Genomic DNA, 22910 nt, shown 5'->3' with positions numbered 1-22910 from the left:
TTAAGGAATAAAATATGAAACAATCAAAAATGCTTATACCAACGCTTCGCGAAATGCCAAGCGATGCACAAGTTATCTCACATGCTCTTTTAGTTCGCGCGGGATATGTCCGTCAAATCTCTGCAGGTATTTACGCTTACTTGCCATTGGCAAATCGTGTGCTTGAAAAACTTAAAACAATCATGCGCGAAGAATTTGAAGAAATCGGTGCGGTGGAACTCTTGGCTCCTGCACTTTTGACAGCAGATCTCTGGCGTGAATCAGGACGTTACGATACTTATGGGGAAGATCTCTACAAGTTGAAAAACCGCGATCATTCCGACTTTATCCTAGGTCCTACACATGAAGAAACAATGACGGCCCTGGTGCGTGATGAAGTTACTTCATATAAAAAACTTCCTTTAAACGTTTACCAAATCCAATCGAAATATCGTGATGAAAAACGTCCACGTTATGGGTTGCTCCGCGGTCGTGAATTCATCATGAAAGACGGTTATAGTTTCCATGCGGACTATGAAAGTCTTGATGAAACTTACAACGACTACAAGCGGGCTTATGAAAAAATCTTTAGTCGTGCAGGACTTGATTTCAAAGCAATTATTGGTGACGGTGGTGCAATGGGCGGTAAAGATAGCCAAGAGTTTATGGCTATCACAGCTGATCGCACGGATCTGGAAAAATGGTTGGTTCTTGGAAATTCTATTGAATCAATTGACGAAATTCCAAACACAGTCATTGAGCAAATCCAAGAAGAACTTGCCAAATGGCTTGTTGCAGGTGAAGACACAGTCGTTTATGCTGACGGTGGTGACTATTCTGCTAACTTGGAAATGGCAACAAACAAGTTTGAAAATATCGCTAGCTATACGGAAACTTTGGAGCTTGAAAAAGTTGCAACACCTGACGCGAAGACAATCGATGAAGTTGCTGCTTTTTTAGAAGCTGACGTTGCTGAAACAATTAAAACACTTGTTTTCCGTGCTGATGAAGAGTTGGTTGTAGTACTGATGCACGGTAATGATGAGTTGAATGAAGTTAAACTCCAAAACTACTTAGGTGCAAGTTTTGTTGAACCTGCTACAGAAGCAGATGTTGAAAACTTAGCTGGAGCTCACTTTGGTTCACTTGGTCCTATCGGTTTGAAAGACGTTAAGATTATTGCTGACCGTGAAGTTCAAGCGGTTAAGAATGCTATCATCGGAGCAAATGAAGATGGTTTCCACTATCGTAATGCTAATTTTGGTCGTGACTTTGAAGTAGACGAATTTGTTGATTTACGTACGGTTAATGAAGGCGAAATGTCTCCTGACGGTCGTGGCACACTTAAGTTTGCGCGTGGTATTGAGATTGGACACATCTTTAAATTAGGCACACGCTACTCAGATTCAATGGGCGCTAACGTTCTTGACAAAAATGGTAAGGCAGTGCCGATCGTTATGGGGTGTTATGGTATCGGCGTGAGCCGTTTGCTTTCAGCAATTCTTGAACAATTTGCCCGCATTTACGTAGAGAAAACACCACGTGAAGAGTACAAATTCAGCTGGTCAATCAACTTCCCTAAAGAGCTTGCACCATTTGATATTCACTTGGTACCTGTCAATACAAAAGATGAAGAAGCGATGGCTGTAACAGCTGAACTAGAAACGGCCCTTCGTGGTAAAGGCTATCAAGTTCTTGTGGATGACCGCAATGAACGTGCAGGAGTTAAATTCGCAGACAGTGATTTGATTGGCTTACCTGTTCGTGTAACAATCGGTAAAAAAGCAAGTGAAGGTATCGTTGAAGTTAAAATTCGTGCAACAGGTGAAGTTGTTGAAATCAATAAAGAAGAACTTGTCAATACGATTGAGATTTTGACGAAATAAGATATCACAGATTAAGCCTCTAAAACTTATCTGGTAAGTTTTTAAAGTATAAATGAAAAGATTGAGATTGGAATTGTCTCAATCTTTTTTATATCTTTTCTTGAAAGGAAAAGATTATGTTACAATTTCTTTAAATAATTTAATAAAATATTAAGAGCAAAAATATATTTAGAGGAAGTTCCTCTTATTCTATTAAGAAATTAAGCAAAGATTATCATGGGAAAAAATAAAGTTAATACTGAAAGGCTTGCAAAGCGATGTAAAATACCTAAAATAATTCTGGCCTATATCTGGTATATTTGTACTAAAAAATGAATTTACTATTAGGTGTATTAAGTTGATGAAATTAAATAAAATAACAACTTTATGGCTTAATAGTAACGATCGGCTTTATTATTTTGCTGTTAATTATCCTTTATAAACTCTTTAAAAGAACTTATAATATCCCAAAGGTGAGGTGTAATATTATGAAATTATTTTTTTGGGGTTTAGCATTTATGCTAGGCACCAATTTTTTGAGGAGATTTGTGCAATGGGGGCTTGTGGCTTTCCTCGAATTTCCCCTCAATCTGACGACAGAATTATTAAGTCTAGCCATTTCAGGCCTTTTCTTATTAGCAATTTTTATGCTTGGACCTCGGAAAATTGACATCCTAAAGTTAATTTTTTTATCATTTTTATTGCTCACCCATTTTTTCAGTCAGCTTTTCAATCACATGATTGTGTCTGGTTTTGATTTTCCTGACACTCTAGCTATAGACTTGTTAAGTTTTGCTCTCCCCGCTCTTATCTTTGGAATACTTTTTGCTATCCTAGGGCGAAAGGCTGATGTTTTTAAGTGAAATTTACGTGTTTTTTCTAAAATTAAAAAGGCTGACATCACTTTCAGCCTTTTTAACTTCATAATAATTTCCGATAAAAAGCACAGATGTTGCTTTTTTGTTATAATGGAGGATACAGAAAAAATAGAGATATGCGGAGAAAAAATGGAAAATCTTTTTGAAAAACTGATGGATCAAATAAAAATGCCAAACCAAATTCGCGAATCGGCTCTTTTTTCCAGTGGAGAAATTGAAAATGTCGAAGTACATACGGAACGGAAGCTTTGGAAATTCCAATTAAAATTTGAGAAAATCTTGCCAGTTGAACAGTGGAAGGTTTTGTCTGGATTGATTGAGTCTGCTTTTTCAACTATCGCTGAGACGGAACTTTCGATAACAGTGGACCAACCTGAATTTGATGAGGCGATGCTTAACGATTATTATCAGCTTGCATTGACTTTACCAGACTTAGCAGATACAGCTTTTGCGAATATCTTTAAAAAATATCAGATAGAGCAACGAGGCGTTCAGATCAATCTTTTGGTCGAAGATAATCCTCAGTTGGATCATTTTGTAAAAAAAGACTTCCCTATCTTAGAAGAAAAGTTAAAGGATTTTGGCTTTGGAGCACTTACTATTCGCCCTGTTGTTGACGAAAAGTTAACCTTGGAAAAACGAGAAGCACATGAGCGTAAAGTGCATAACATGCTGGCTGCAGAGTCAGCCTCGCAACAGCAGATAAGTGAACTCAAAAAGCAACGCACAGATGAAGCTAGTGCCAAAACCGAAAAAGCTCCTGAAAAAATTGATACAGCCTTGTCAGAAGGAATTTCATTTGGACGTAAAATTAACGGCACAAGCCCCGTGACTTCGATGAGCTTTATCGCTGGCGAGGGAAGTGGCGTTGTTTTTGAAGGTTACGTCTTTGATGCGCATCATCGTGAGTTTGCCAGCAATGGTACAGGAAAAGTCAATCATGTTTTGGAGATGAAGATTGCGGATGAAACTTCCATCTTCCAAGTTGTTAAATGGGGGCGCAAAGACAATGAAATAGCTCAATTTAACACCATCGTTGAGAAAGTCAAAGCGGCCAATACAAGTGAAGATGGCTCGATTCAATTTGAACAAGGCATTTGGCTGCGTGTGCGTGGAAATATTGCACATGATGTTTATAAAGACGATCTAGTCATGACCGCAAATGATGTCGTTGAGATTGCTAAAAAAGAAGATTGTAGCCGAGTTGCGGCACAAATTAGTGCTGTAAAATCAGATAAAATTCAGATAGGGCGCGAAATTAAGAATTCTGAGCCAATCACACCGATGCGTTCGGTCAGTGAATTTTCTACTCATGGCTCTTTGGTGTTTGAAGGTTATATCTTCAAGAGTGAGCTGCGCGAGATTAAATCACGCAAGACAGGAAATATTAGCCATCTGTTAGAGATTGAAATGACGGATTATACATCCAGCTTTTATATCTCAAAATGGGTTCGTGGAGATGAAGAAATTGCTGTGGCTAAGCAGCTTACAGGCATTTGGGCGCGGGTACGCGGCACAGTGCAGCATGATGACTATAAAAAAGATCTTGTTCTCCAGATGAGTGACTTACAAGAAATACCGACACAAAGAGTGCGGGAAGATACGGCGGCTGAAGGAGATAAACGTGTGGAATTCCATAGCCATACGAATATGTCAACCATGGATGCGATGCCTCCTGCAAGTAAGCTTGTTGCTCAAGCTGCGAAATTTGGTCATAAAGCAATTGCCATTACAGACCATGCGGGTCTTCAAGCTTATCCTGAAGCCCATCAAGCCGGGAAAAAACATGGTGTAAAAATTATCTATGGCGTAGAGGCAAATCTGGTAGAAGACAAGATCCCTATTGTGTTCAATGAAGAAGATGTCAACATGTATGAGTCAACTTATGTTGTCTTTGACGTGGAAACGACAGGACTATCTGCTGTCCATAATGACTTGATTCAAATTGCCGGAACGAAGATGCATAAGGGAAATCCCATCGGCGAGTTTGATGAGTTTATTAACCCTGGTTATGCCATTAGTGATTTTACAACAGAATTAACAGGTATTACACAGGATCATTTAAAAAATGCGAAGCCTCTATATGATGTTTTAAAAGCCTTTCAAGAATTTTGTCAAGGCAGTATCTTGGTAGCCCATAATGCTACTTTTGACGTAGGCTTTATGAATATGAATTATCAGCGAAATGGCTTGCCTATCATTAAGCAACCTGTAGTGGATACTTTAGAATTCGCTCGTAATCTGTACCCAGAGATGAAGCGTTTTGGTTTGGGACAATTGACGAAAAAGTTTCAGATTGGTTTAGAGCATCACCACATGGCCAACTATGATGCGGAAGCGACGGGACGTTTATTGTTTGTCTTCCTTAATGAAGTTCGCGATCGTTTTGGCTGGACATCACTGCTTGACTTGAACGACAAACTCGTAGCGGAAGATTCTTATAAGAAAGTCCGTCCAAAACACGTTACACTTTATGCTCAAACACAAGCAGGTTTGAAGAATTTATTTAAACTTGTAAGTTATTCTAATGTTAAGTATCTTGCTGGTGTACCACGTATTCCGCGTTCCGTTTTGCAAGAACATAGAGAAGGCATCATTGTTGGCTCAGCCTGCAAATCAGGCGAAGTTTTCGATGCAATAACCAATAAAACCTTTGAAGAAGCTTTAGAAATTGCCAAGTTTTATGACTTTATTGAAGTTATGCCGCCAGCGCTGTATCAATCTCTTGTTGTCGGGGGTAATTTTAAGAGTGAGAAAGAGCTGCAACAAACGCTGAAAGACTTGATTAAGCTCGGCAAGAAGTTAGGCAAACCGGTCTTAGCTACTGGTGATGCTCATTACCTTAACCCAGAAGATGCGATAAATCGTGAGATTATTATACGTTCGCTGGGTCAAGGGGCAGAAATCAACTGGAATCAAGGAAGAGGGGAGCATGCAAAACCTCTACCTTTACCCGAAGCGCATTTCCGTACGACAGATGAAATGTTGGACGAATTTAGCTTCTTAGACGAAGCCACAGCGCGTGAAATTGTCATCACCAATACGCAAGAAATGGCAGAGCGGTTTGAAGAATTAACACCTGTAAGAGATGATCTTTATACACCGAAAATGACCTTTGAAGGTGGAGAAAGTTCTGAGGAGCGCATCACGCGTTTGACTTATGAGAAAGCGCACGAGTGGTATGGCAATCCTTTGCCAGATATTGTAGATGCGCGTTTGGAAAAAGAGTTACGTTCTATTATAGGGAATGGTTTCTCCGTGGTTTATATTATTTCGCAAGAACTTGTACGGCGTTCAAATGAACGTGGTTATATAGTAGGTTCTCGTGGATCAGTGGGTTCATCACTTGTAGCTACAATGATTGGTATTACCGAGGTTAATCCTCTTGCACCGCATTATCGCTGCCCGGAATGTCAATATTTTGAATGTTATGATGATGGGAGCTACGGCTCAGGTTATGATATGCCTGATAAAAAATGTCCAAAATGCGGACATAAGTTGGTAAAAGATGGTCATGATATTCCCTTTGAAACTTTCCTTGGTTTCAAAGGTGACAAAGTACCCGATATTGACTTGAACTTCTCGGGGGATGATCAGCCTTTGGCCCATTTGGATGTCCGTGATATTTTTGGAGAAGACTATGCTTTTCGTGCGGGAACAATTGGTACGGTAGCCGAAAAAACAGCCTTTGGTTTTGTCAAAGGTTATGAACGAGATTACAATCAGTTTTATAGCAATGCTGAAATTGATCGTTTAGCCATGACTTCAACAGGTGTTAAACGTACAACTGGACAACACCCGGGCGGGATTATCGTTATTCCAAACTATATGGATGTCTATGATTTTACACCTGTACAATATCCAGCTGATGATGTGCGTGCGGAATGGCAAACTACCCACTTTGATTTCCATGCGATTCATGATAACATCTTAAAACTTGATATTCTTGGACATGATGATCCGACGATGATTCGAAAACTCCAAAGTTTATCGGGGATTGTCCCACAAGATATTCCCATGGACGATGAGGAAGTAATGAAACTCTTTACAGGTACAGAATCGTTGGGAATTACGGAGGAACAACTAGGCGCAAAACTTGGTACGCTAGGTATTCCTGAGATGGGGACCTTCACTTCAATGAACATGATTGCTGAAGCTAAACCTAAAACTTTTGCAGATTTATTGCAAATTTCAGGACTTTCACATGGTACGGACGTATGGGCAGGTAATGCCCAAGAATTAATACGCTCAGGAATTGCTGACTTGTCCAGCGTTATCGGTTGTCGGGATGATATTATGGTTTACTTGATACATGCTGGTTTAGACGAATCCATGGCCTTTAATATTATGGAACGAGTGCGTAAAGGGATGTGGAGCAAGATTGGGGCAGAAGAAAGAGAAACCTATGTTAATGCGATGCGTGAGCATGGTGTCCCAGATTGGTATATTGAATCTTGTTCGAAAATCAAATATATGTTCCCGAAAGCCCATGCTGCTGCCTATATTATGATGGCTCTTCGTGTTGCTTATTTCAAGGTACATAAGCCAATTCTTTACTATTGTGCATGGTTTTCTATTCGTGCAACAACATTTGATGTTGCAACGATGGGAGCAGGTTTAGATGCAGTCAAGGCGAAGATGAAGGAGATTCGTGATAAAGGTTTCGATGCAACCAACACTGAGGTCTCTTTAATGACAACGCTTGAGCTTTGTAACGAAATGCTTGAACGCGGCTATAAATTTGGTAAAATTGACCTTTACCGCAGTGAAGCTACAGAATTTGTTATCGATGGCGATACATTGATTCCACCATTTATCACAATGGATAGCTTGGGCGAAAACGTTGCAAAACAACTTGTTGAAGCCCGTAAAGAAGGAGAGTTCTTGAGTATTATGGAACTTCGTAAACGAGGAGGCGTGTCACAAACAGTTGTTGACAATATGAAATCTATGGGAATCCTCCAAGGAATGCCAGAAGATAATCAATTAAGTCTCTTTGAAGACCTCTTTTAATAAAAAACAGGAAACCAGACACAATGGTGTCTGTTTTTTTATAGTGATTAAACGTGACAACGGCGGGGTTTTCCGAACGAGTGTAAAAAAAAGGGAGAAAAATCACAGTTTATTCTTGACAGAACAAATTGAGTTTGATAGAATATAATAGTTGTCGCGAGAGAGCGTATCTCTTACGAGAGCGATAGACCTTTGAAAACTGAATAAAGTAGAATGACTATATGCGAGAAGTTAACTTCTTGTATACCAACTGTCAATTCAATAATGAAAGACAAAACAACAGCCAGTTCATTTGATGAACTAAATTTAAATGAGAGTTTGATCCTGGCTCAGGACGAACGCTGGCGGCGTGCCTAATACATGCAAGTCGAGCGATGATTAAAGATAGCTTGCTATTTTTATGAAGAGCGGCGAACGGGTGAGTAACGCGTGGGAAATCTGCCGAGTAGCGGGGGACAACGTTTGGAAACGAACGCTAATACCGCATAACAATGAGAATCGCATGATTCTTATTTGAAAGAAGCAATTGCTTCACTACTTGATGATCCCGCGTTGTATTAGCTAGTTGGTAGTGTAAAGGACTACCAAGGCGATGATACATAGCCGACCTGAGAGGGTGATCGGCCACACTGGGACTGAGACACGGCCCAGACTCCTACGGGAGGCAGCAGTAGGGAATCTTCGGCAATGGGGGCAACCCTGACCGAGCAACGCCGCGTGAGTGAAGAAGGTTTTCGGATCGTAAAACTCTGTTGTTAGAGAAGAACGTTAAGTAGAGTGGAAAATTACTTAAGTGACGGTATCTAACCAGAAAGGGACGGCTAACTACGTGCCAGCAGCCGCGGTAATACGTAGGTCCCAAGCGTTGTCCGGATTTATTGGGCGTAAAGCGAGCGCAGGTGGTTTCTTAAGTCTGATGTAAAAGGCAGTGGCTCAACCATTGTGTGCATTGGAAACTGGGAGACTTGAGTGCAGGAGAGGAGAGTGGAATTCCATGTGTAGCGGTGAAATGCGTAGATATATGGAGGAACACCGGAGGCGAAAGCGGCTCTCTGGCCTGTAACTGACACTGAGGCTCGAAAGCGTGGGGAGCAAACAGGATTAGATACCCTGGTAGTCCACGCCGTAAACGATGAGTGCTAGCTGTAGGGAGCTATAAGTTCTCTGTAGCGCAGCTAACGCATTAAGCACTCCGCCTGGGGAGTACGACCGCAAGGTTGAAACTCAAAGGAATTGACGGGGGCCCGCACAAGCGGTGGAGCATGTGGTTTAATTCGAAGCAACGCGAAGAACCTTACCAGGTCTTGACATACTCGTGCTATCCTTAGAGATAAGGAGTTCCTTCGGGACACGGGATACAGGTGGTGCATGGTTGTCGTCAGCTCGTGTCGTGAGATGTTGGGTTAAGTCCCGCAACGAGCGCAACCCTTATTACTAGTTGCCATCATTAAGTTGGGCACTCTAGTGAGACTGCCGGTGATAAACCGGAGGAAGGTGGGGATGACGTCAAATCATCATGCCCCTTATGACCTGGGCTACACACGTGCTACAATGGATGGTACAACGAGTCGCCAACCCGCGAGGGTGCGCTAATCTCTTAAAACCATTCTCAGTTCGGATTGCAGGCTGCAACTCGCCTGCATGAAGTCGGAATCGCTAGTAATCGCGGATCAGCACGCCGCGGTGAATACGTTCCCGGGCCTTGTACACACCGCCCGTCACACCACGGAAGTTGGGAGTACCCAAAGTAGGTTGCCTAACCGCAAGGAGGGCGCTTCCTAAGGTAAGACCGATGACTGGGGTGAAGTCGTAACAAGGTAGCCGTATCGGAAGGTGCGGCTGGATCACCTCCTTTCTAAGGAATATAAAAAAAGATGTTGTTCTACTTTATTCAGTTTTGAGGGGTCTATAAAGACCAAACAAGCAGTCTTTTGATGCAAGATAGAGAAGATTGCGTTGAGAGAAGGGGCCTTAGCTCAGCTGGGAGAGCGCCTGCTTTGCACGCAGGAGGTCAGCGGTTCGATCCCGCTAGGCTCCATAAGATACGGAAGTATCTTGTCAACGAAGACGTTAAAATAGGAATTGATCATTGAAAACTAAATAACAATATCTTATAACGATAAATAAACCGAGAAATGGTAAAACATTTCTGTAAAGCTGCGAATTATTTTAAATAGTTCGAAAAAACTTATACTTGTTTTAATGGCAAAGTTAATAAGGGCGCACGGTGGATGCCTTGGCATTAAGAGCCGAAGAAGGACGTGACTAACGACGATATTCTAGGGGGAGCAGTAAGTACGCATTGATCCCTAGGTCTCCGAATGGGGAAACCCACTATGTTATGCATAGTATCCGTAAGTGAATACATAGCTTACGAGAAGGTAACGCAGAGAACTGAAACATCTAAGTACCTGCAGGAAGAGAAAGTAAAAACGATTTCCTAAGTAGCGGCGAGCGAACGGGAAACAGGCCAAACCAAGAAGCTTGCTTCTTGGGGTTGTAGGACTGCAACGTGGACTTAAAGTCTATAGAAGAATTACCTGGGAAGGTAAGCCAAAGAGAGTAATAGCCTCGTATTTGAAATAGACTTTATACCTAGCAGTATCCTGAGTAGGGCTGGACACGCGAAATCCAGTTTGAATCCGGGAGGACCATCTCCCAAGCCTAAATACTCCTTAATGACCGATAGTGAACCAGTACCGTGAGGGAAAGGTGAAAAGAACCCCGGGAGGGGAGTGAAATAGCACCTGAAACCGTGTGCCTACAAGAAGTTCGAGCCCGTCAATGGGTGAGAGCGTGCCTTTTGTAGAATGAACCGGCGAGTTACGTTATGATGCGAGGTTAAGCTGAAGAGGCGGAGCCGTAGCGAAAGCGAGTCTGAATAGGGCGCTTTAGTATCATGATGTAGACCCGAAACCTAGTGACCTATCCATGAGCAGGTTGAAGGTGCGGTAAGACGCACTGGAGGACCGAACCAGGACACGTTGAAAAGTGTTTGGATGACTTGTGGATAGCGGAGAAATTCCAAACGAACTGGGAGATAGCTGGTTCTCTCCGAAATAGCTTTAGGGCTAGCGTCGCAATTTAAGTGTATTGGAGGTAGAGCACTGTTTGGATGAGGGGCCCATCTCGGGTTACCAATTTCAGATAAACTCCGAATGCTAATACACATGTGCGGCAGTCAGACTGCGAGTGCTAAGATCCGTAGTCGAAAGGGAAACAGCCCAGACCACCAGCTAAGGTCCCAAAATATATGTTAAGTGGAAAAGGATGTGGGGTTGCACAGACAACTAGGATGTTAGCTCAGAAGCAGCTATCATTCAAAGAGTGCGTAATAGCTCACTAGTCGAGTGACCCTGCGCCGAAAATGTACCGGGGCTAAACATATTACCGAAGCTGTGGATTTAATATTAATTAAATGGTAGGAGAGCGTTGTAATCAGCGATGAAGGTATACCGTGAGGGGTGCTGGAGCGATTACAAGTGAGAATGCCGGTATGAGTAGCGCAAGATAAGTGAGAATCTTATCCACCGTAAGACTAAGGTTTCCAGGGGAAGGCTCGTCCGCCCTGGGTTAGTCGGGACCTAAGGCGAGGCCGAAAGGCGTAGTCGATGGACAACAGGTTGATATTCCTGTACTAGTATTGTTAGTGATGGAGGGACGCAGTAGGCTAAAGGGAGCCAGTTAATGGATTCTGGTCTAAGCAGTGAGGTGTGGAATGTGTCAAATGCATTTTCCTTTAACATTGAGCTGTGATGGGGAAGCAACTACGGTTGCGAAGCCCTTGATGTCACACTGCCAAGAAAATCTTCTAGCGTTTAATTCAATACTACCCGTACCGCAAACCGACACAGGTAGTCGAGGCGAGTAGCCTCAGGTGATCGAGAGAACTCTCGTTAAGGAACTCGGCAAAATGACCCCGTAACTTCGGGAGAAGGGGTGCTGTAGAAATACAGCCGCAGTGAAAAGATCCAAGCAACTGTTTATCAAAAACACAGCTCTCTGCTAAACCGCAAGGTGATGTATAGGGGGTGACGCCTGCCCGGTGCTGGAAGGTTAAGAGGAGGGGTTAGCTTAGGCGAAGCTCTGAATTGAAGCCCCAGTAAACGGCGGCCGTAACTATAACGGTCCTAAGGTAGCGAAATTCCTTGTCGGGTAAGTTCCGACCCGCACGAAAGGCGTAATGATTTGGATACTGTCTCAACGAGAGACTCGGTGAAATTTTAGTACCTGTGAAGATGCAGGTTACCCGCGACAGGACGGAAAGACCCCATGGAGCTTTACTGCAGATTGATATTGAGTACCTGTGAAGCATGTACAGGATAGGTAGGAGACTTTGACCTTGGGACGCTAGTTTCAAGTGAGTCGCTGTTGGGATACTACCCTTGCTTCATGGTTGCTCTAACCCACACGCATAATCGGCGTGGGAGACAGTGTCTGTCGGGCAGTTTGACTGGGGCGGTCGCCTCCTAAAGAGTAACGGAGGCGCCCAAAGGTTCCCTCAACATGGTTGGAAATCATGTGTAGAGTGTAAAGGTATAAGGGAGCTTGACTGCGAGAGCTACAACTCGAGCAGGTAGGAAACTAGGGCTTAGTGATCCGGTGGTACCGCATGGAAGGGCCATCGCTCAACGGATAAAAGCTACCCTGGGGATAACAGGCTTATCTCCCCCAAGAGTTCACATCGACGGGGAGGTTTGGCACCTCGATGTCGGCTCGTCGCATCCTGGGGCTGTAGTCGGTCCCAAGGGTTGGGCTGTTCGCCCATTAAAGCGGCACGCGAGCTGGGTTCAGAACGTCGTGAGACAGTTCGGTCCCTATCCGTCGCGGGCGTAGGAAATTTGAGAGGATCTGCCCTTAGTACGAGAGGACCGGGGTGGACTTACCGCTGGTGTACCAGTTGTTCCGCCAGGAGCACCGCTGGGTAGCTATGTAGGGAAGGGATAAGCGCTGAAAGCATCTAAGTGCGAAGCCCACCTCAAGATGAGATTTCCCATTCTTTATGAATTAAGAGCCCTGAGAGATGATCAGGTTGATAGGCTGGAAGTGGAAGTCCTGCGAGGGATGGAGCGGACCAGTACTAATAGCTCGAGGACTTTACCAAGTAATAGAACATATGAGTTCAGCTTTACTTATTTATCAAGAGATTGTTATTTAGTTTTGAGTGTTCAATACATTCAACTTTAGGCTTTTAGAGCCTGACCTTATGAAAATAGATAAGTTGAGAACCTGCGTGTGACGCAGAACCACAACTTCCTAATTTTCTACAGGTCAAAACGTCTCTAAAAGCACTAGACCATGATTTGGTATTCATTGCATAGGAGATACACCTGTTCCCATGTCGAACACAGAAGTTAAGTCCTATTACGCCGGAAGTAGTTGGGGGTTGCCCCCTGCGAGATAGGGTAAATGCCAAGTGATTGGGAGTTTAGCTCAGCTGGGAGAGCATCTGCCTTACAAGCAGAGGGTCAGCGGTTCGATCCCGTTAACTCCCATAGGTTCCGTAGTGTAGCGGTTATCACGTCGCCCTGTCACGGCGAAGATCGCGGGTTCGATTCCCGTCGGAACCGTTTCAAGTTGATAGACTTGAAAGGTAATAAAAGAAATAGACTCGTTAGCTCAGTTGGTAGAGCATTTGACTTTTAATCAAAGGGTCGCTGGTTCGAGCCCAGCACGGGTCATACTTTAACAATAGGTTGAGGTATAAAGCGTAAAAGAACTTGTCAAGCGGATGTGGTGAAATTGGCAGACACGCTAGATTTAGGTTCTAGTGCTTTAGGGCGTGGGGGTTCAAGTCCCTTCATCCGCATTTCTTTTATAGCCGACTTAGCTCAGTTGGTAGAGCATCTGATTTGTAATCAGAGGGTCGCGTGTTCGAATCATGTAGTCGGCATTCCTTTAACTGTTGGACCTAGTGTAGTGCAGCTAGAGGTATTTAGAAAGTTTTTCTTTCTTTAAGCGTTGCGAACGTAGTTCAGGGGTAGAACACAACCTTGCCATGGTTGGGGTCGCGAGTTCGAATCTCGTCGTTCGCTTTGTTAGTTCTCCCTTAGTGGGGGATTTTCCATATTTTGCCGGGGTGGCGGAACTGGCAGACGCACAGGACTTAAAATCCTGCGAAGGGTAACCTTCGTACCGGTTCGAAACCGGTCCTCGGCATCAGTCAAACCAAGAGTTTTATGACTCTTGGTTTTTTTATATATTTTTTATTAATAACTAGGTTAGTGACCTAGTTATTTTATTGACAAATAAGTTTGTTTGTTAAATATCAGAGAATTGTTATTTATTACTCTAAGATGAAAAGATACGTGCTAATATTCTAGTTTTTTTGATAAAATGTCAATTTATATTCTGTAACTTAAAAAATGTCCATAATTTCGATTATGTTTTAGAAATTTAAAAAATAAAAATAATTTGATAATTGTATTTAATTGAAGCTATGGTATTCTACTATATAGGAGTAGGGCATATCACAAAAGGAAGGGGGAACATAATAAAATTACGATAAGTTGGAAGTTATTCTAGAGGGGAGAAAAAAATATAAGGATGGAGCATAATTTAGATATGGAGCAGCTGGAAGAAATATTTCATTCTGTCCAACATATTGTGTGGAAAAGCAGTCGTTTAATTCCGATAAATTTTTGGACGATTGATGACTATCAGCAGGAAGGGCGCTTGGTATTATATGACTTGCTTAGCGACGGTGTGACACAAAGGAATTTATTTTGCCATTTTAAGGTGCGCTATAAGCAGAGACTTATTGATATTAAAAGAAGGGAGCGGGCTTTTAAAAGGGGTTTTGATTGTGGGACTGGCTTAGACATATACGAATATTCGGATGCTTTAAAAGGTAAAGCGGCCAGTCCAGAACATACGCTGATTTCTGGAAGTTTACTTGAAGAAGTTTTTGAAAACTTAAGTTTACGTTACCGACGGCTCCTGAAAAGTTATCTCGCGGGCGATGAATTGCATCGTATGGAAAAGTATCGTTTGAAAGAAAAAATAACGAAAATATTGTATGAACAGCAGTGAGTTTATTGATAATGCTTGGAGAGAAAGTTTTGCCTAAATTGTGATATAATTACTTTATTACTAAATAAAAATTTATAGGAGATTTCCAGAAAATGGCAAAATTGACTGTTAAAGATGTAGATCTTAAAGGAAAAAAAGTTCTTATTCGTGTGGACTTCAATGTCCCACTTAAAGATGGTGTAATTACTAATGATAACCGTATTACTGCAGCTCTTCCAACAATCAAGTATGTACTTGAACAAGGCGGACGTGCAATTCTCTTCTCTCACCTTGGTCGTGTTAAAGAAGAAGCAGATAAAGCTGGTAAATCTCTTGCTCCAGTAGCAGCAGCTTTGGGCGAAAAATTGGGCAAAGAAGTGGTCTTCCCAGGAACTACACGTGGTGCTGAATTGGAAGCTGCTATTGCTGAATTAAAAGATGGCGATATCTTGCTTGTTGAAAACACTCGTTTTGAAGATGTTGATGGTAAAAAAGAATCTAAAAATGACCCTGAACTTGGTAAATACTGGGCTTCACTTGGAGACGGTATCTTCGTAAATGATGCATTTGGTACTGCTCACCGTGCGCACGCTTCAAACGTAGGTATTTCTGCTAACGTGGATAAAGCAGTAGCTGGTTTCTTGCTTGAAAACGAAATTGCTTACATCCAAGAAGCTGTTGAAAACCCAGTTCGCCCATTCGTAGCGATCCTTGGTGGTTCAAAAGTTTCAGATAAAATCGGTGTTATTGAAAACTTGCTTGGTAAAGCAGACAAAGTTATCATCGGTGGTGGTATGGCGTACACATTCTTCAAAGCACAAGGTATCGAAATCGGTGATTCTTTGGTTGAAGAAGACAAACTTGACTTGGCAAAAGAATTGCTTGAAAAAGCAGACGGTAAACTTATCTTGCCAGTAGACTCAAAAGAAGCAAATGCTTTTGCTGGTTACACTGAAGTGAAAGATACTGAAGGTGAAGCAGTCGATGCAGGTTTCCTTGGCCTTGATGCTGGTCCTAAATCAGTTGAACGTTTTGCTAAAGAGCTTGAAGGTGCTAAAACAGTTGTTTGGAACGGTCCTATGGGTGTCTTCGAAAACCCTGATTTCCAAGCAGGTACTATTGGTGTTATGGATGCTATCATTGCTCAACCAGGTGTAAAATCAATCATCGGTGGTGGTGACTCAGCAGCTGCAGCAATCAACCTTGGCCGTGCAGATAAATTCTCATGGATCTCTACAGGTGGTGGTGCTTCTATGGAACTTCTCGAAGGTAAAGTTCTTCCAGGACTTGATGCTCTTACAGAAAAATAATGCAATAAAAAACAGACCATGGTCTGTTTTTTTGATACAATAATACTATGAAGAAAATCACAGTAAAAAAGCAGGCTGCACTTAAGCTTCGTCGCGCTTTTCCCTTAATTGTTGCCGAAGATTTAAAGTCTACTCCACAGGAAGATGGGTTTATTGACTTTGTTGATGAAAAAGAAAACTTTTTAGGAAGAGGCTATTTATCGAAGCAAAATAAAGGCGCTGGTTGGCTTTTAAGTCAAATCCCAGAGGATATAAATCAGCGTTTCTATGAAAAGAAGTTTGAGGAAGCTAAGCGCGCACGTCTTTCTTTTTTCCAAGATGACCTAACAACAGCTTTCCGGATTTTTAATGGTGAAGGCGATGGCTTAGGCGGTATAACTGTTGATTATTATGCTGATTATGCTGTTTTTAGCTGGTACAATCCTTTTATTTATACGCAAAGTACAGACATTATAGCTGCCTTTCGCTCTGTTTATCCTGAAATCAAAGGAATTTATGAAAAAATTCGTTTTGATGGACTAAGTTTTGAAACGCGACATATAGGCGGAGAAATTGCCCCAGAACCATTGGCCGTTAAGGAAAATGGTGTGACCTATGCAACATATATGAATGAAGGGCTGATGACAGGGATTTTCTTAGATCAGAAAGAAGTGCGTGGTACTTTAGCAAATGGTTTAGTGGCCGGTAAGACTCTTCTTAATATGTTTAGTTATACAGGCGCTTTTTCGGTTGCAGCAGCGTTTGGAGGAGCAAGTCAGACAACCTCAGTAGATTTGGCCAAACGTTCTTTGGATAAAACGCGAGAACAATTTACAATGAATGGCATTGATTCAGAGAGTCAACGTATCTATGTTATGGATGTTTTTGGCTATTTTAATTATGCCAAGAAAAAAGAATTAAGTTATGATGTTGTAGTTTTAGATCCACCAAGCTTTGCTCGCAACAAGAAGAAAACTTTTTCGGTGGCAAAGAATTATGGGGAACTCGTTCAAGAATCAATCGATATTTTAAATAAAGAAGGACTTTTGATTGCGTCTACAAATGCTGCTAATGTTAGCCGTGAGAAATTCCGTACAATGGTAGAACAGGCTCTGAAAAATAAAAAAGTTAAATTTGATATTTTTCAGGAAGAGCACTTGCCTGCCGACTTCAAGGTGGCTTCTTCTTTCCCGGAAGGTGATTATTTGAAAGTCTTGTTTATTCAAATCAAAAAATAAGAAAAAACTGTTGGAAAGTTGCTCCAGCAGTTTTTTAATAAGCCATAAATTACTGAAATGTAAGAGAGGATGTACAATTCTCCTTTATAATAAAAAGGTATCAGTTTTTTTAAAAAAAGCCGTCTCAGTAAAAGTAGTTCTCTTGATTCTTAACTATCTTCATCTAGGCTGGTTTCTTCTAGAAAATCTGTTTCACAAATAAGGGAGAACAGAGTATGAAAAAAATTTTTTCTAGCTATGATTTAAAAATTATAGGTATAGTATTTATGGTTATCGACCATATTAACATTTATCTTGGAAGTTATTTGGGCTTACCTACCTGGATAGGCTTTTTAGGGAGATTTGTCGCACCTCTATTTGTCTTTATGATGGTCGAAGGCTTTCATTATACAAGAAGTCGAAAAAAATATTTTTTAAGGCTTCTAGGTGGTGGTCTACTAATGTATGCCATCAATATTAGCTTCAACTTGATGACACGGAGCAGTTTTGAGGACCCATATGGGCAATTTGATATATTTTTACTTCTTGCAGGTCAAAATATTTTCATGACGCTGGCGCTCTTATTTGCTTTAATCTGGGCAATTGATATTATTCGTAAAAATCAAGGGACGAAGCTTAAGTGCTTTTCATATAGTTTAGTCATTATATTACTTTTGCCCCTTATCCTGTTGAGTGAGGGTGGCCCATATGAGCTTGTATTGGTCCTCATTTTCTATTTTTTCCGAAGAAGATGGGCAAAAATTTCAGCAGGGATTATTACTTTTAGTCTTCTTTTGCTTATATGGAGTTTGGTGGGCTATTTTACAGGCAGTGCAGCAGGTACGCTTTACCAGGTACTCAGTTTTTCAAATGAATTTATGATTATTACTGTTTTACCTTTCATTTATCTCTACAATGGTCAACGTGGCGGCAATGGCGCACAGTGGCAAAGAGATCTTTTCTATTATTTTTATCCCGCACATTTGCTTATTCTGTACATCTTACGTTATGCCTTGGTAGGTGTAGTATAACAAAAACACACGGTCATTCATTAACCGTGTGTTTTTATATTGGTAAAAAGCTATATAATAAAGCGAAGAAAACAAAACCAATGAGGCTCATAACCCATATTTTATTGTGTGATAAGAGGGCCACGTATTCACGTATGAGGGCTGTGGGTAAGAAATAAAGTGCTGTTGGTGCACCAACCCCTTCAGCCTTAAGATGCACTCTACGGGCATATAAACGTGCACGGAGTACATGATAATTATTGGTTGAAAAGATAATACTTGGCGCTGGGTGGCCACCCTCAAATCTTGTGAGCCAATCTTCTTCAATAAGCTGTTTTGAAAAAAGCATATTTTCATAAGTTGTAGTTGATTGATCTTCTAAAATAATCATATTTTCAGGAATATGCTGAGAGAGGAGGTATTTACGCATAGCATAAGCTTCAGAAACAGGCTCATCAGCACCTTGCCCACCACTCACAACAAATTTCGCATTCGGATTTTTGTAGAAATATTCAATCCCTTTGTCCAAACGGCTTTTTAGAAGCGGTGGAACGTCTTCACTAGAAATACCAGACCCAAGTACAATAATATAGTCAATATGCTTTTTAAGCGGCAGCATCTGGTACATCCAAGAATAAAAGAGGTAAGCAATAAAGATGAAGGACAGTATTAAATCAAGTAAGAGGATAAATAACAAAATTATATCCAGAAAAAGTGGTAGTTTGAACATACCCGTGATTAAAAATAGAAAAAGAGGGAAACTGATGATTAAATTTAAGCCCATGGCAGCGGAGAGCTTTGCAGTTAAACTTTTTCCTTCTTTAGTACGCATCGTTTGTGAATTGAAAATGAGATAGATGCATACAGCTAAAAAGATGAGAGGGAGAAGTAAATAAAAAATTGCTAAAGCAAGCATTGAACCATGAGAGGAGGTTTTATCAAGGAAAACGAGTCCAAGAATTAAAAGGGTGAAAAATGAGAGAATCAACCCAGCAGCAAAAAGCAGCCCGCCCAAGATACTGCGATCTTTAAATTTTATTAGCAAATAGCCTATCCCAGAAATAGCGAGAAAAAAGAGTAGATATAGCATAAAGTCCTCCAATAGATAAAATTAGTATACCATGTTCGCGCCTTGGTAAACTAGTATTTTGTATTACTCGCTGACGCTAAGGACTACTGTGAGAAACAAAAACTTAAAATTGCCTAAGAAAAGTCCATATGCTGGGAAGATGTTTTGAATTTACTAAGAAAAATATTACAATGGATATATGTTTGTTATCTTAGTTACTTAAAAGTAATGTTTATAATTGTTCAAACAGATCGTACAGAATGAAGGGACTTTTTCTTATGGAGGAAACGCTATATATCGTTGTAATGATTCCCGCATGGAATGAAGCGGGGAGTATAGGAGAAGCGGTAAGCAGCATTTATGAACAAACGAGATTACCTGATCGCATCTTTGTCGTACCCAATAACACAACGGATTTGACCTCTGTAGAAGCTATGGCCGCTGGGGCAGAAGTTTTGGTTATGCCAGGGAAAAATGAGAAGAAAAAAGCAGGTGCACTTAACTGGGCACTAGAAAAACTTTCTCCGACATTAGATGCTCAACGCTCTGCTGTTTTAGTTATGGATGCGGATACGATGATAGAGCCTGATTTCATCGAAAAAGCTGAGAAAAAAATGATAGAAGAAGCGCGTGTGGGTGGGGTCAGTTCTATCTTTGTTGGACGTAATTCAACCAACTTACTTGGGATTTTACAACAAATGGAATTTGCTCGCTTTGCCCGCTTAGTTCACAAAAGAGCTGAAGTTTATGTTTTGTCAGGAACAGCTAGCTTGATTAGTTGGGATGTTCTCAAAGAAATTAAGGGAGCACGTTTAGAAGGTAAGCTATTACCAGAGGGGGAAAGCTACTATGATGTCGATAGCATGACAGAGGATAATGAGCTGACTTTGGCTATCCTCGTTTTAGGCTTTTCAGTACCTCATGTAGGTGTGAAGTCCATAACTGATGTTATGGAAGATTATAACTCGCTTTACCATCAGCGTAAACGCTGGTATATTGGTGCTTTACAAAATATTAAAGAATATGGCAGAAAAATGCCACCTTGGATGCGGATGATTTATTGGGTGCAACAAATCGGGCTGTATATGGCGCTTGCTATCACTCCGATTGTTCTTTTTGCCTTTACGATTTATTTGATTCAGGTAGTGCTTAGTGAGGGAGCGGTTTTGGGATGGTCTAGAATAACTTCTATCGTACTTCTCATACTTTATCTCTTCGTTCAAGTGACTACCGTTTGGGATCAAGGCTGGAAATGTCGCCTTGTGGCACTCAGTTATTTCCCCGAAATTGTCTATGCCATCTTTCTCTTGATTTTCTATGCCGCGGCTCTATGGTCTTTCCTGACAGGTAAAGATATGAAATGGAAGCACACTTAAAAAAGAGGGGGGAAAACGACAGGCCACAGCTGATTTGTTACAAATTATCTAAATATTAACGCATAAACTAGTCATAGTTTAGCGTTTTTTAGTTATTTCCAAGTAATGCAAAAGAAATGTTTAAAATGATTTGCATATCTTTTGTAATCTATATTACTTTTATATATAATAAATTACGCAGATAAACAAAAACAATAAAAGTGAGGAAATAATATGCAAAACTTCTTGATTATCGTTTCTTATTTCATTAATATTGGTATCGTCTTCCATATTCTGAAATTTGTATCAGGCGTTGGTTTACATTTCCTCATTAATGATGAAAAAGGCACAAGAAAGCTCTACCTTACGCTTAGAGGTAAACCAGTGTTAGCATTGGTAGAATTGGCAGCAACGATTACAGAAAAACCTTCATATTAATTAGATTGCATTATCTTGGCAATACTCATAGGTAATCAAATTTGAATGACAAAATTTAGGTGTATACAGCAATTGTTCAAGATTAAGAGGCTTCTTTTTCGAAGAAAAAATATGAAAAGTTTTTTAATTTCTAATTTAAAACCACAGCCTAATCAAGGTTGTGGTTTATTTTTGTATCTATATTTTTATCCATTGTCCACTGTAGCATGCTTAGCAATAAAAAAAGAAAAGCACCTGTCTTGTAAGACTGGTGCTTAAATTCTTATATAGATGCGGAAGGCGGGACTTGAACCCGCACAGCCAAGATAGGCCACAGGATCCTTAATCCTGCGCGTCTGCCAATTCCGCCACTTCCGCGAATTGGTACTTTAATATAATACCATTTCACGAGAAAGAATGCAAGAATGAACTTAACTTTTAGATGTTTCTATAAAATATGTTCAGTATTTCATATAAGAGGCCATTTCTGCAGCATGGGTACCTGCTACATGACCAGTCACAAAAGCACAAGTGATATTATAGCCACCCGTATAACCGTTAATATCGAGCAATTCCCCAGTCATATATAGACCGGCTGTTAATTTACTTTCCATTGTCTTTGGATTAATTTCTTTAAGTTGAACGCCTCCACCAGTGACAAAAGATTTTTCAATCGGAAAAGTTTTATCGATTTGGATTGGAAATGCTTTAAGGATATGAGAAAATTTCTCCAACTGTTTTTCGGTCAATTGCTTTGCAGGTATATCTGCGTCGATTTGAACTTTATCCAGTAAGAAAAGTAAATAGCGTTCCTGCGTGAGCGCTGCAAAAGCATTTTTAACAGCCTTGCCATTGTCACGCGCAGTATTTTTCAAGTCGTTTAAGAGTTGTGCTACAGATATGTCAGGGAAGCTGTCCAGCTGGACAGTCACACTTTCTGCGCCTTTAGCTAGTTCTTGGTTGATAAAGCTAGAACAGCGAAGTGCTGCAGGGCCACTGAGACCAAAGTGCGTGAAGAGCAGGTCCATTTGATGTTCAATGATGATTTTCCCTTTAGCATTAAGTACACTTAATCGGATATCTCGAAGAGAGATACCTTGTAAAGTTTTCTCACTAATAAATGTTTCAGAAGAAATTAATGGGGATTCTGTCGGATAAAGTGTTGTGATTGTATGACCAGCACTTCGTGTTAATTTATAACCGTCACCAGTGGAACCTGTCGAGGGATAGGCGCGTCCGCCAGTAGATAAGACAACACAGGAGGCTGTGAAGCTATCTGTTTCTGTTTCAAGTCCTGTAATAGCACCATGTTCTATATTGAGTTCAGTTACAGCAGCGTTTGGAAAATAGTCCACATGAAGCTCCTCTATTTTACTGAAAAGGCCCTCAACAATTGTTCGAGATTTATCGGTTACAGGAAACATTCGACCATGGTCTTCCTCCTTGAGTGGAATACCATTTTTTTCAAAGAAGTCAATAATATCTAAGTTTGAAAATTGAGCAAAAGCACTGTGCAAGAAGCGGCCATTTCCAGGGACATGGGTGATAATTTCGTCCACCGAATGGCTGTTGGTAACGTTACATCGTCCGCCTCCCGTCATCAACAGTTTTTTTCCTACTTTTTTGTTCTTATCAATTAAAGCTGTATGTGCACCATTTTCTGCAGCAGCTATTGCTGCCATCATACCCGAAGGTCCGGCTCCAACAACGATTACATCATATTTTTTCATAACTTCATTATAGCATAGTTTCAGGTGCTGATTTCTTGCGCTCGCTTATGAAATATATAAAAAGAACCCTTATGTAA

At 41.0% G+C, this 22910-nt stretch carries 10 protein-coding genes, 9 tRNA genes, 3 rRNA genes and 2 pseudogenes; 21 read left to right on the top strand and 3 right to left on the bottom strand.

The genetic code is table 11. The features are described 5' to 3' along the window. Nucleotides 1–14: 14 nt before the first annotated feature. The 19 genes and pseudogenes from lgb_RS09515 (at nucleotide 15) to lgb_RS09430 (ending at nucleotide 18283) form a co-directional block, all read left to right on the top strand. Complete coding sequence (locus lgb_RS09515) at nucleotides 15–1865, top strand: proline--tRNA ligase (protein WP_019292979.1); 1851 nt, start codon at nucleotides 15–17, stop codon at nucleotides 1863–1865. 467 nt (nucleotides 1866–2332) lie between these two features. Next, nucleotides 2333–2707, top strand: a complete 375-nt coding sequence (locus lgb_RS09510; RefSeq protein WP_019292978.1) for a hypothetical protein — start codon at nucleotides 2333–2335, stop codon at nucleotides 2705–2707. A 105-nt stretch (nucleotides 2708–2812) separates the two neighbouring features. Next, nucleotides 2813–3457: pseudogene (locus tag lgb_RS10300) on the top strand (PolC-type DNA polymerase III N-terminal domain-containing protein); the annotation flags it as partial. Between the two features lie 441 nt (nucleotides 3458–3898). Next, nucleotides 3899–7735 (top strand): annotated as a pseudogene (locus lgb_RS09505) (PolC-type DNA polymerase III); the annotation flags it as partial. Between the two features lie 306 nt (nucleotides 7736–8041). After that, nucleotides 8042–9590 (top strand): 16S ribosomal RNA (locus lgb_RS09500). Between the two features lie 110 nt (nucleotides 9591–9700). After that, nucleotides 9701–9773 (top strand) — tRNA-Ala (locus lgb_RS09495). 166 nt (nucleotides 9774–9939) lie between these two features. Continuing rightward, nucleotides 9940–12839: ribosomal RNA gene (locus lgb_RS09490) — 23S ribosomal RNA — on the top strand. 198 nt (nucleotides 12840–13037) lie between these two features. Next, nucleotides 13038–13153, top strand: a 5S ribosomal RNA gene (gene rrf / locus lgb_RS09485). The 16S, 23S and 5S rRNA genes sit together here with 8 tRNA genes alongside, the layout of an rRNA operon. Before the next feature lie 4 nt (nucleotides 13154–13157). Further along, nucleotides 13158–13230, top strand: a tRNA-Val gene (locus lgb_RS09480). 2 nt (nucleotides 13231–13232) lie between these two features. After that, nucleotides 13233–13305: transfer RNA gene (locus tag lgb_RS09475), tRNA-Asp, on the top strand. Between the two features lie 38 nt (nucleotides 13306–13343). Beyond that, nucleotides 13344–13416 (top strand) — tRNA-Lys (locus lgb_RS09470). A 46-nt stretch (nucleotides 13417–13462) separates the two neighbouring features. Next, nucleotides 13463–13544, top strand: a tRNA-Leu gene (locus tag lgb_RS09465). Nucleotides 13545–13555: 11 nt separating this feature from the next. Beyond that, nucleotides 13556–13628, top strand: a tRNA-Thr gene (locus tag lgb_RS09460). 70 nt (nucleotides 13629–13698) lie between these two features. Next, a tRNA-Gly gene (locus lgb_RS09455) sits at nucleotides 13699–13770 on the top strand. Nucleotides 13771–13808: 38 nt separating this feature from the next. Then, a tRNA-Leu gene (locus lgb_RS09450) sits at nucleotides 13809–13894 on the top strand. A gap of 387 nt (nucleotides 13895–14281) precedes the next feature. After that, entirely contained in the window at nucleotides 14282–14767 is a 486-nt protein-coding gene (locus lgb_RS09445; RefSeq protein ID WP_019292965.1) for a hypothetical protein, read from the top strand. 92 nt (nucleotides 14768–14859) lie between these two features. After that, nucleotides 14860–16056 carry a phosphoglycerate kinase gene (locus tag lgb_RS09440; RefSeq protein WP_014025460.1) on the top strand — a complete coding sequence of 399 codons (1197 nt, stop codon included), beginning with the start codon at nucleotides 14860–14862 and terminating at the stop codon, nucleotides 16054–16056. 47 nt (nucleotides 16057–16103) lie between these two features. Continuing rightward, nucleotides 16104–17273 (top strand): class I SAM-dependent rRNA methyltransferase, encoded by a 1170-nt coding sequence (locus lgb_RS09435; protein ID WP_019292966.1) that lies wholly within the window; start codon nucleotides 16104–16106, stop codon nucleotides 17271–17273. Nucleotides 17274–17488: 215 nt separating this feature from the next. Continuing rightward, on the top strand, nucleotides 17489–18283 hold the full coding sequence (locus tag lgb_RS09430; protein ID WP_019292967.1) for a TraX family protein: 795 nt from the start codon (nucleotides 17489–17491) through the stop codon (nucleotides 18281–18283). Between the two features lie 34 nt (nucleotides 18284–18317). Here lgb_RS09430 and lgb_RS09425 read toward each other — a convergent pair whose 3' ends face one another. Beyond that, on the bottom strand, nucleotides 18318–19352 hold the full coding sequence (locus tag lgb_RS09425; protein ID WP_029345650.1) for a YdcF family protein: 1035 nt from the start codon (nucleotides 19350–19352) through the stop codon (nucleotides 18318–18320). Nucleotides 19353–19609: 257 nt separating this feature from the next. Between lgb_RS09425 and lgb_RS09420 the strand changes: the two genes are divergently transcribed. Both lgb_RS09420 and lgb_RS09415 read left to right on the top strand, forming a co-directional pair. Continuing rightward, a complete protein-coding gene (locus lgb_RS09420) occupies nucleotides 19610–20707 on the top strand; it encodes a glycosyltransferase family 2 protein (protein ID WP_227671636.1) in 1098 nt (365 codons plus the stop codon). A 213-nt stretch (nucleotides 20708–20920) separates the two neighbouring features. Further along, nucleotides 20921–21124 carry a hypothetical protein gene (locus lgb_RS09415; protein WP_019291506.1) on the top strand — a complete coding sequence of 68 codons (204 nt, stop codon included), beginning with the start codon at nucleotides 20921–20923 and terminating at the stop codon, nucleotides 21122–21124. A 271-nt stretch (nucleotides 21125–21395) separates the two neighbouring features. On the opposite strand, the gene lgb_RS09410 is transcribed toward lgb_RS09415, so the two are convergent. Then, a tRNA-Leu gene (locus lgb_RS09410) sits at nucleotides 21396–21481 on the bottom strand. An 83-nt stretch (nucleotides 21482–21564) separates the two neighbouring features. Then, nucleotides 21565–22833 (bottom strand): BaiN/RdsA family NAD(P)/FAD-dependent oxidoreductase, encoded by a 1269-nt coding sequence (locus lgb_RS09405; protein WP_019292969.1) that lies wholly within the window; start codon nucleotides 22831–22833, stop codon nucleotides 21565–21567. Nucleotides 22834–22910 lie beyond the last annotated feature (77 nt).

This window comes from Lactococcus petauri (assembly GCF_023499275.1).
GTDB classification, from domain to species: domain Bacteria; phylum Bacillota; class Bacilli; order Lactobacillales; family Streptococcaceae; genus Lactococcus; species Lactococcus petauri.
The sequence above is the reverse complement of the archived record's forward strand: the minus strand, read 5'-3'. Positions and strand labels throughout refer to the sequence as shown.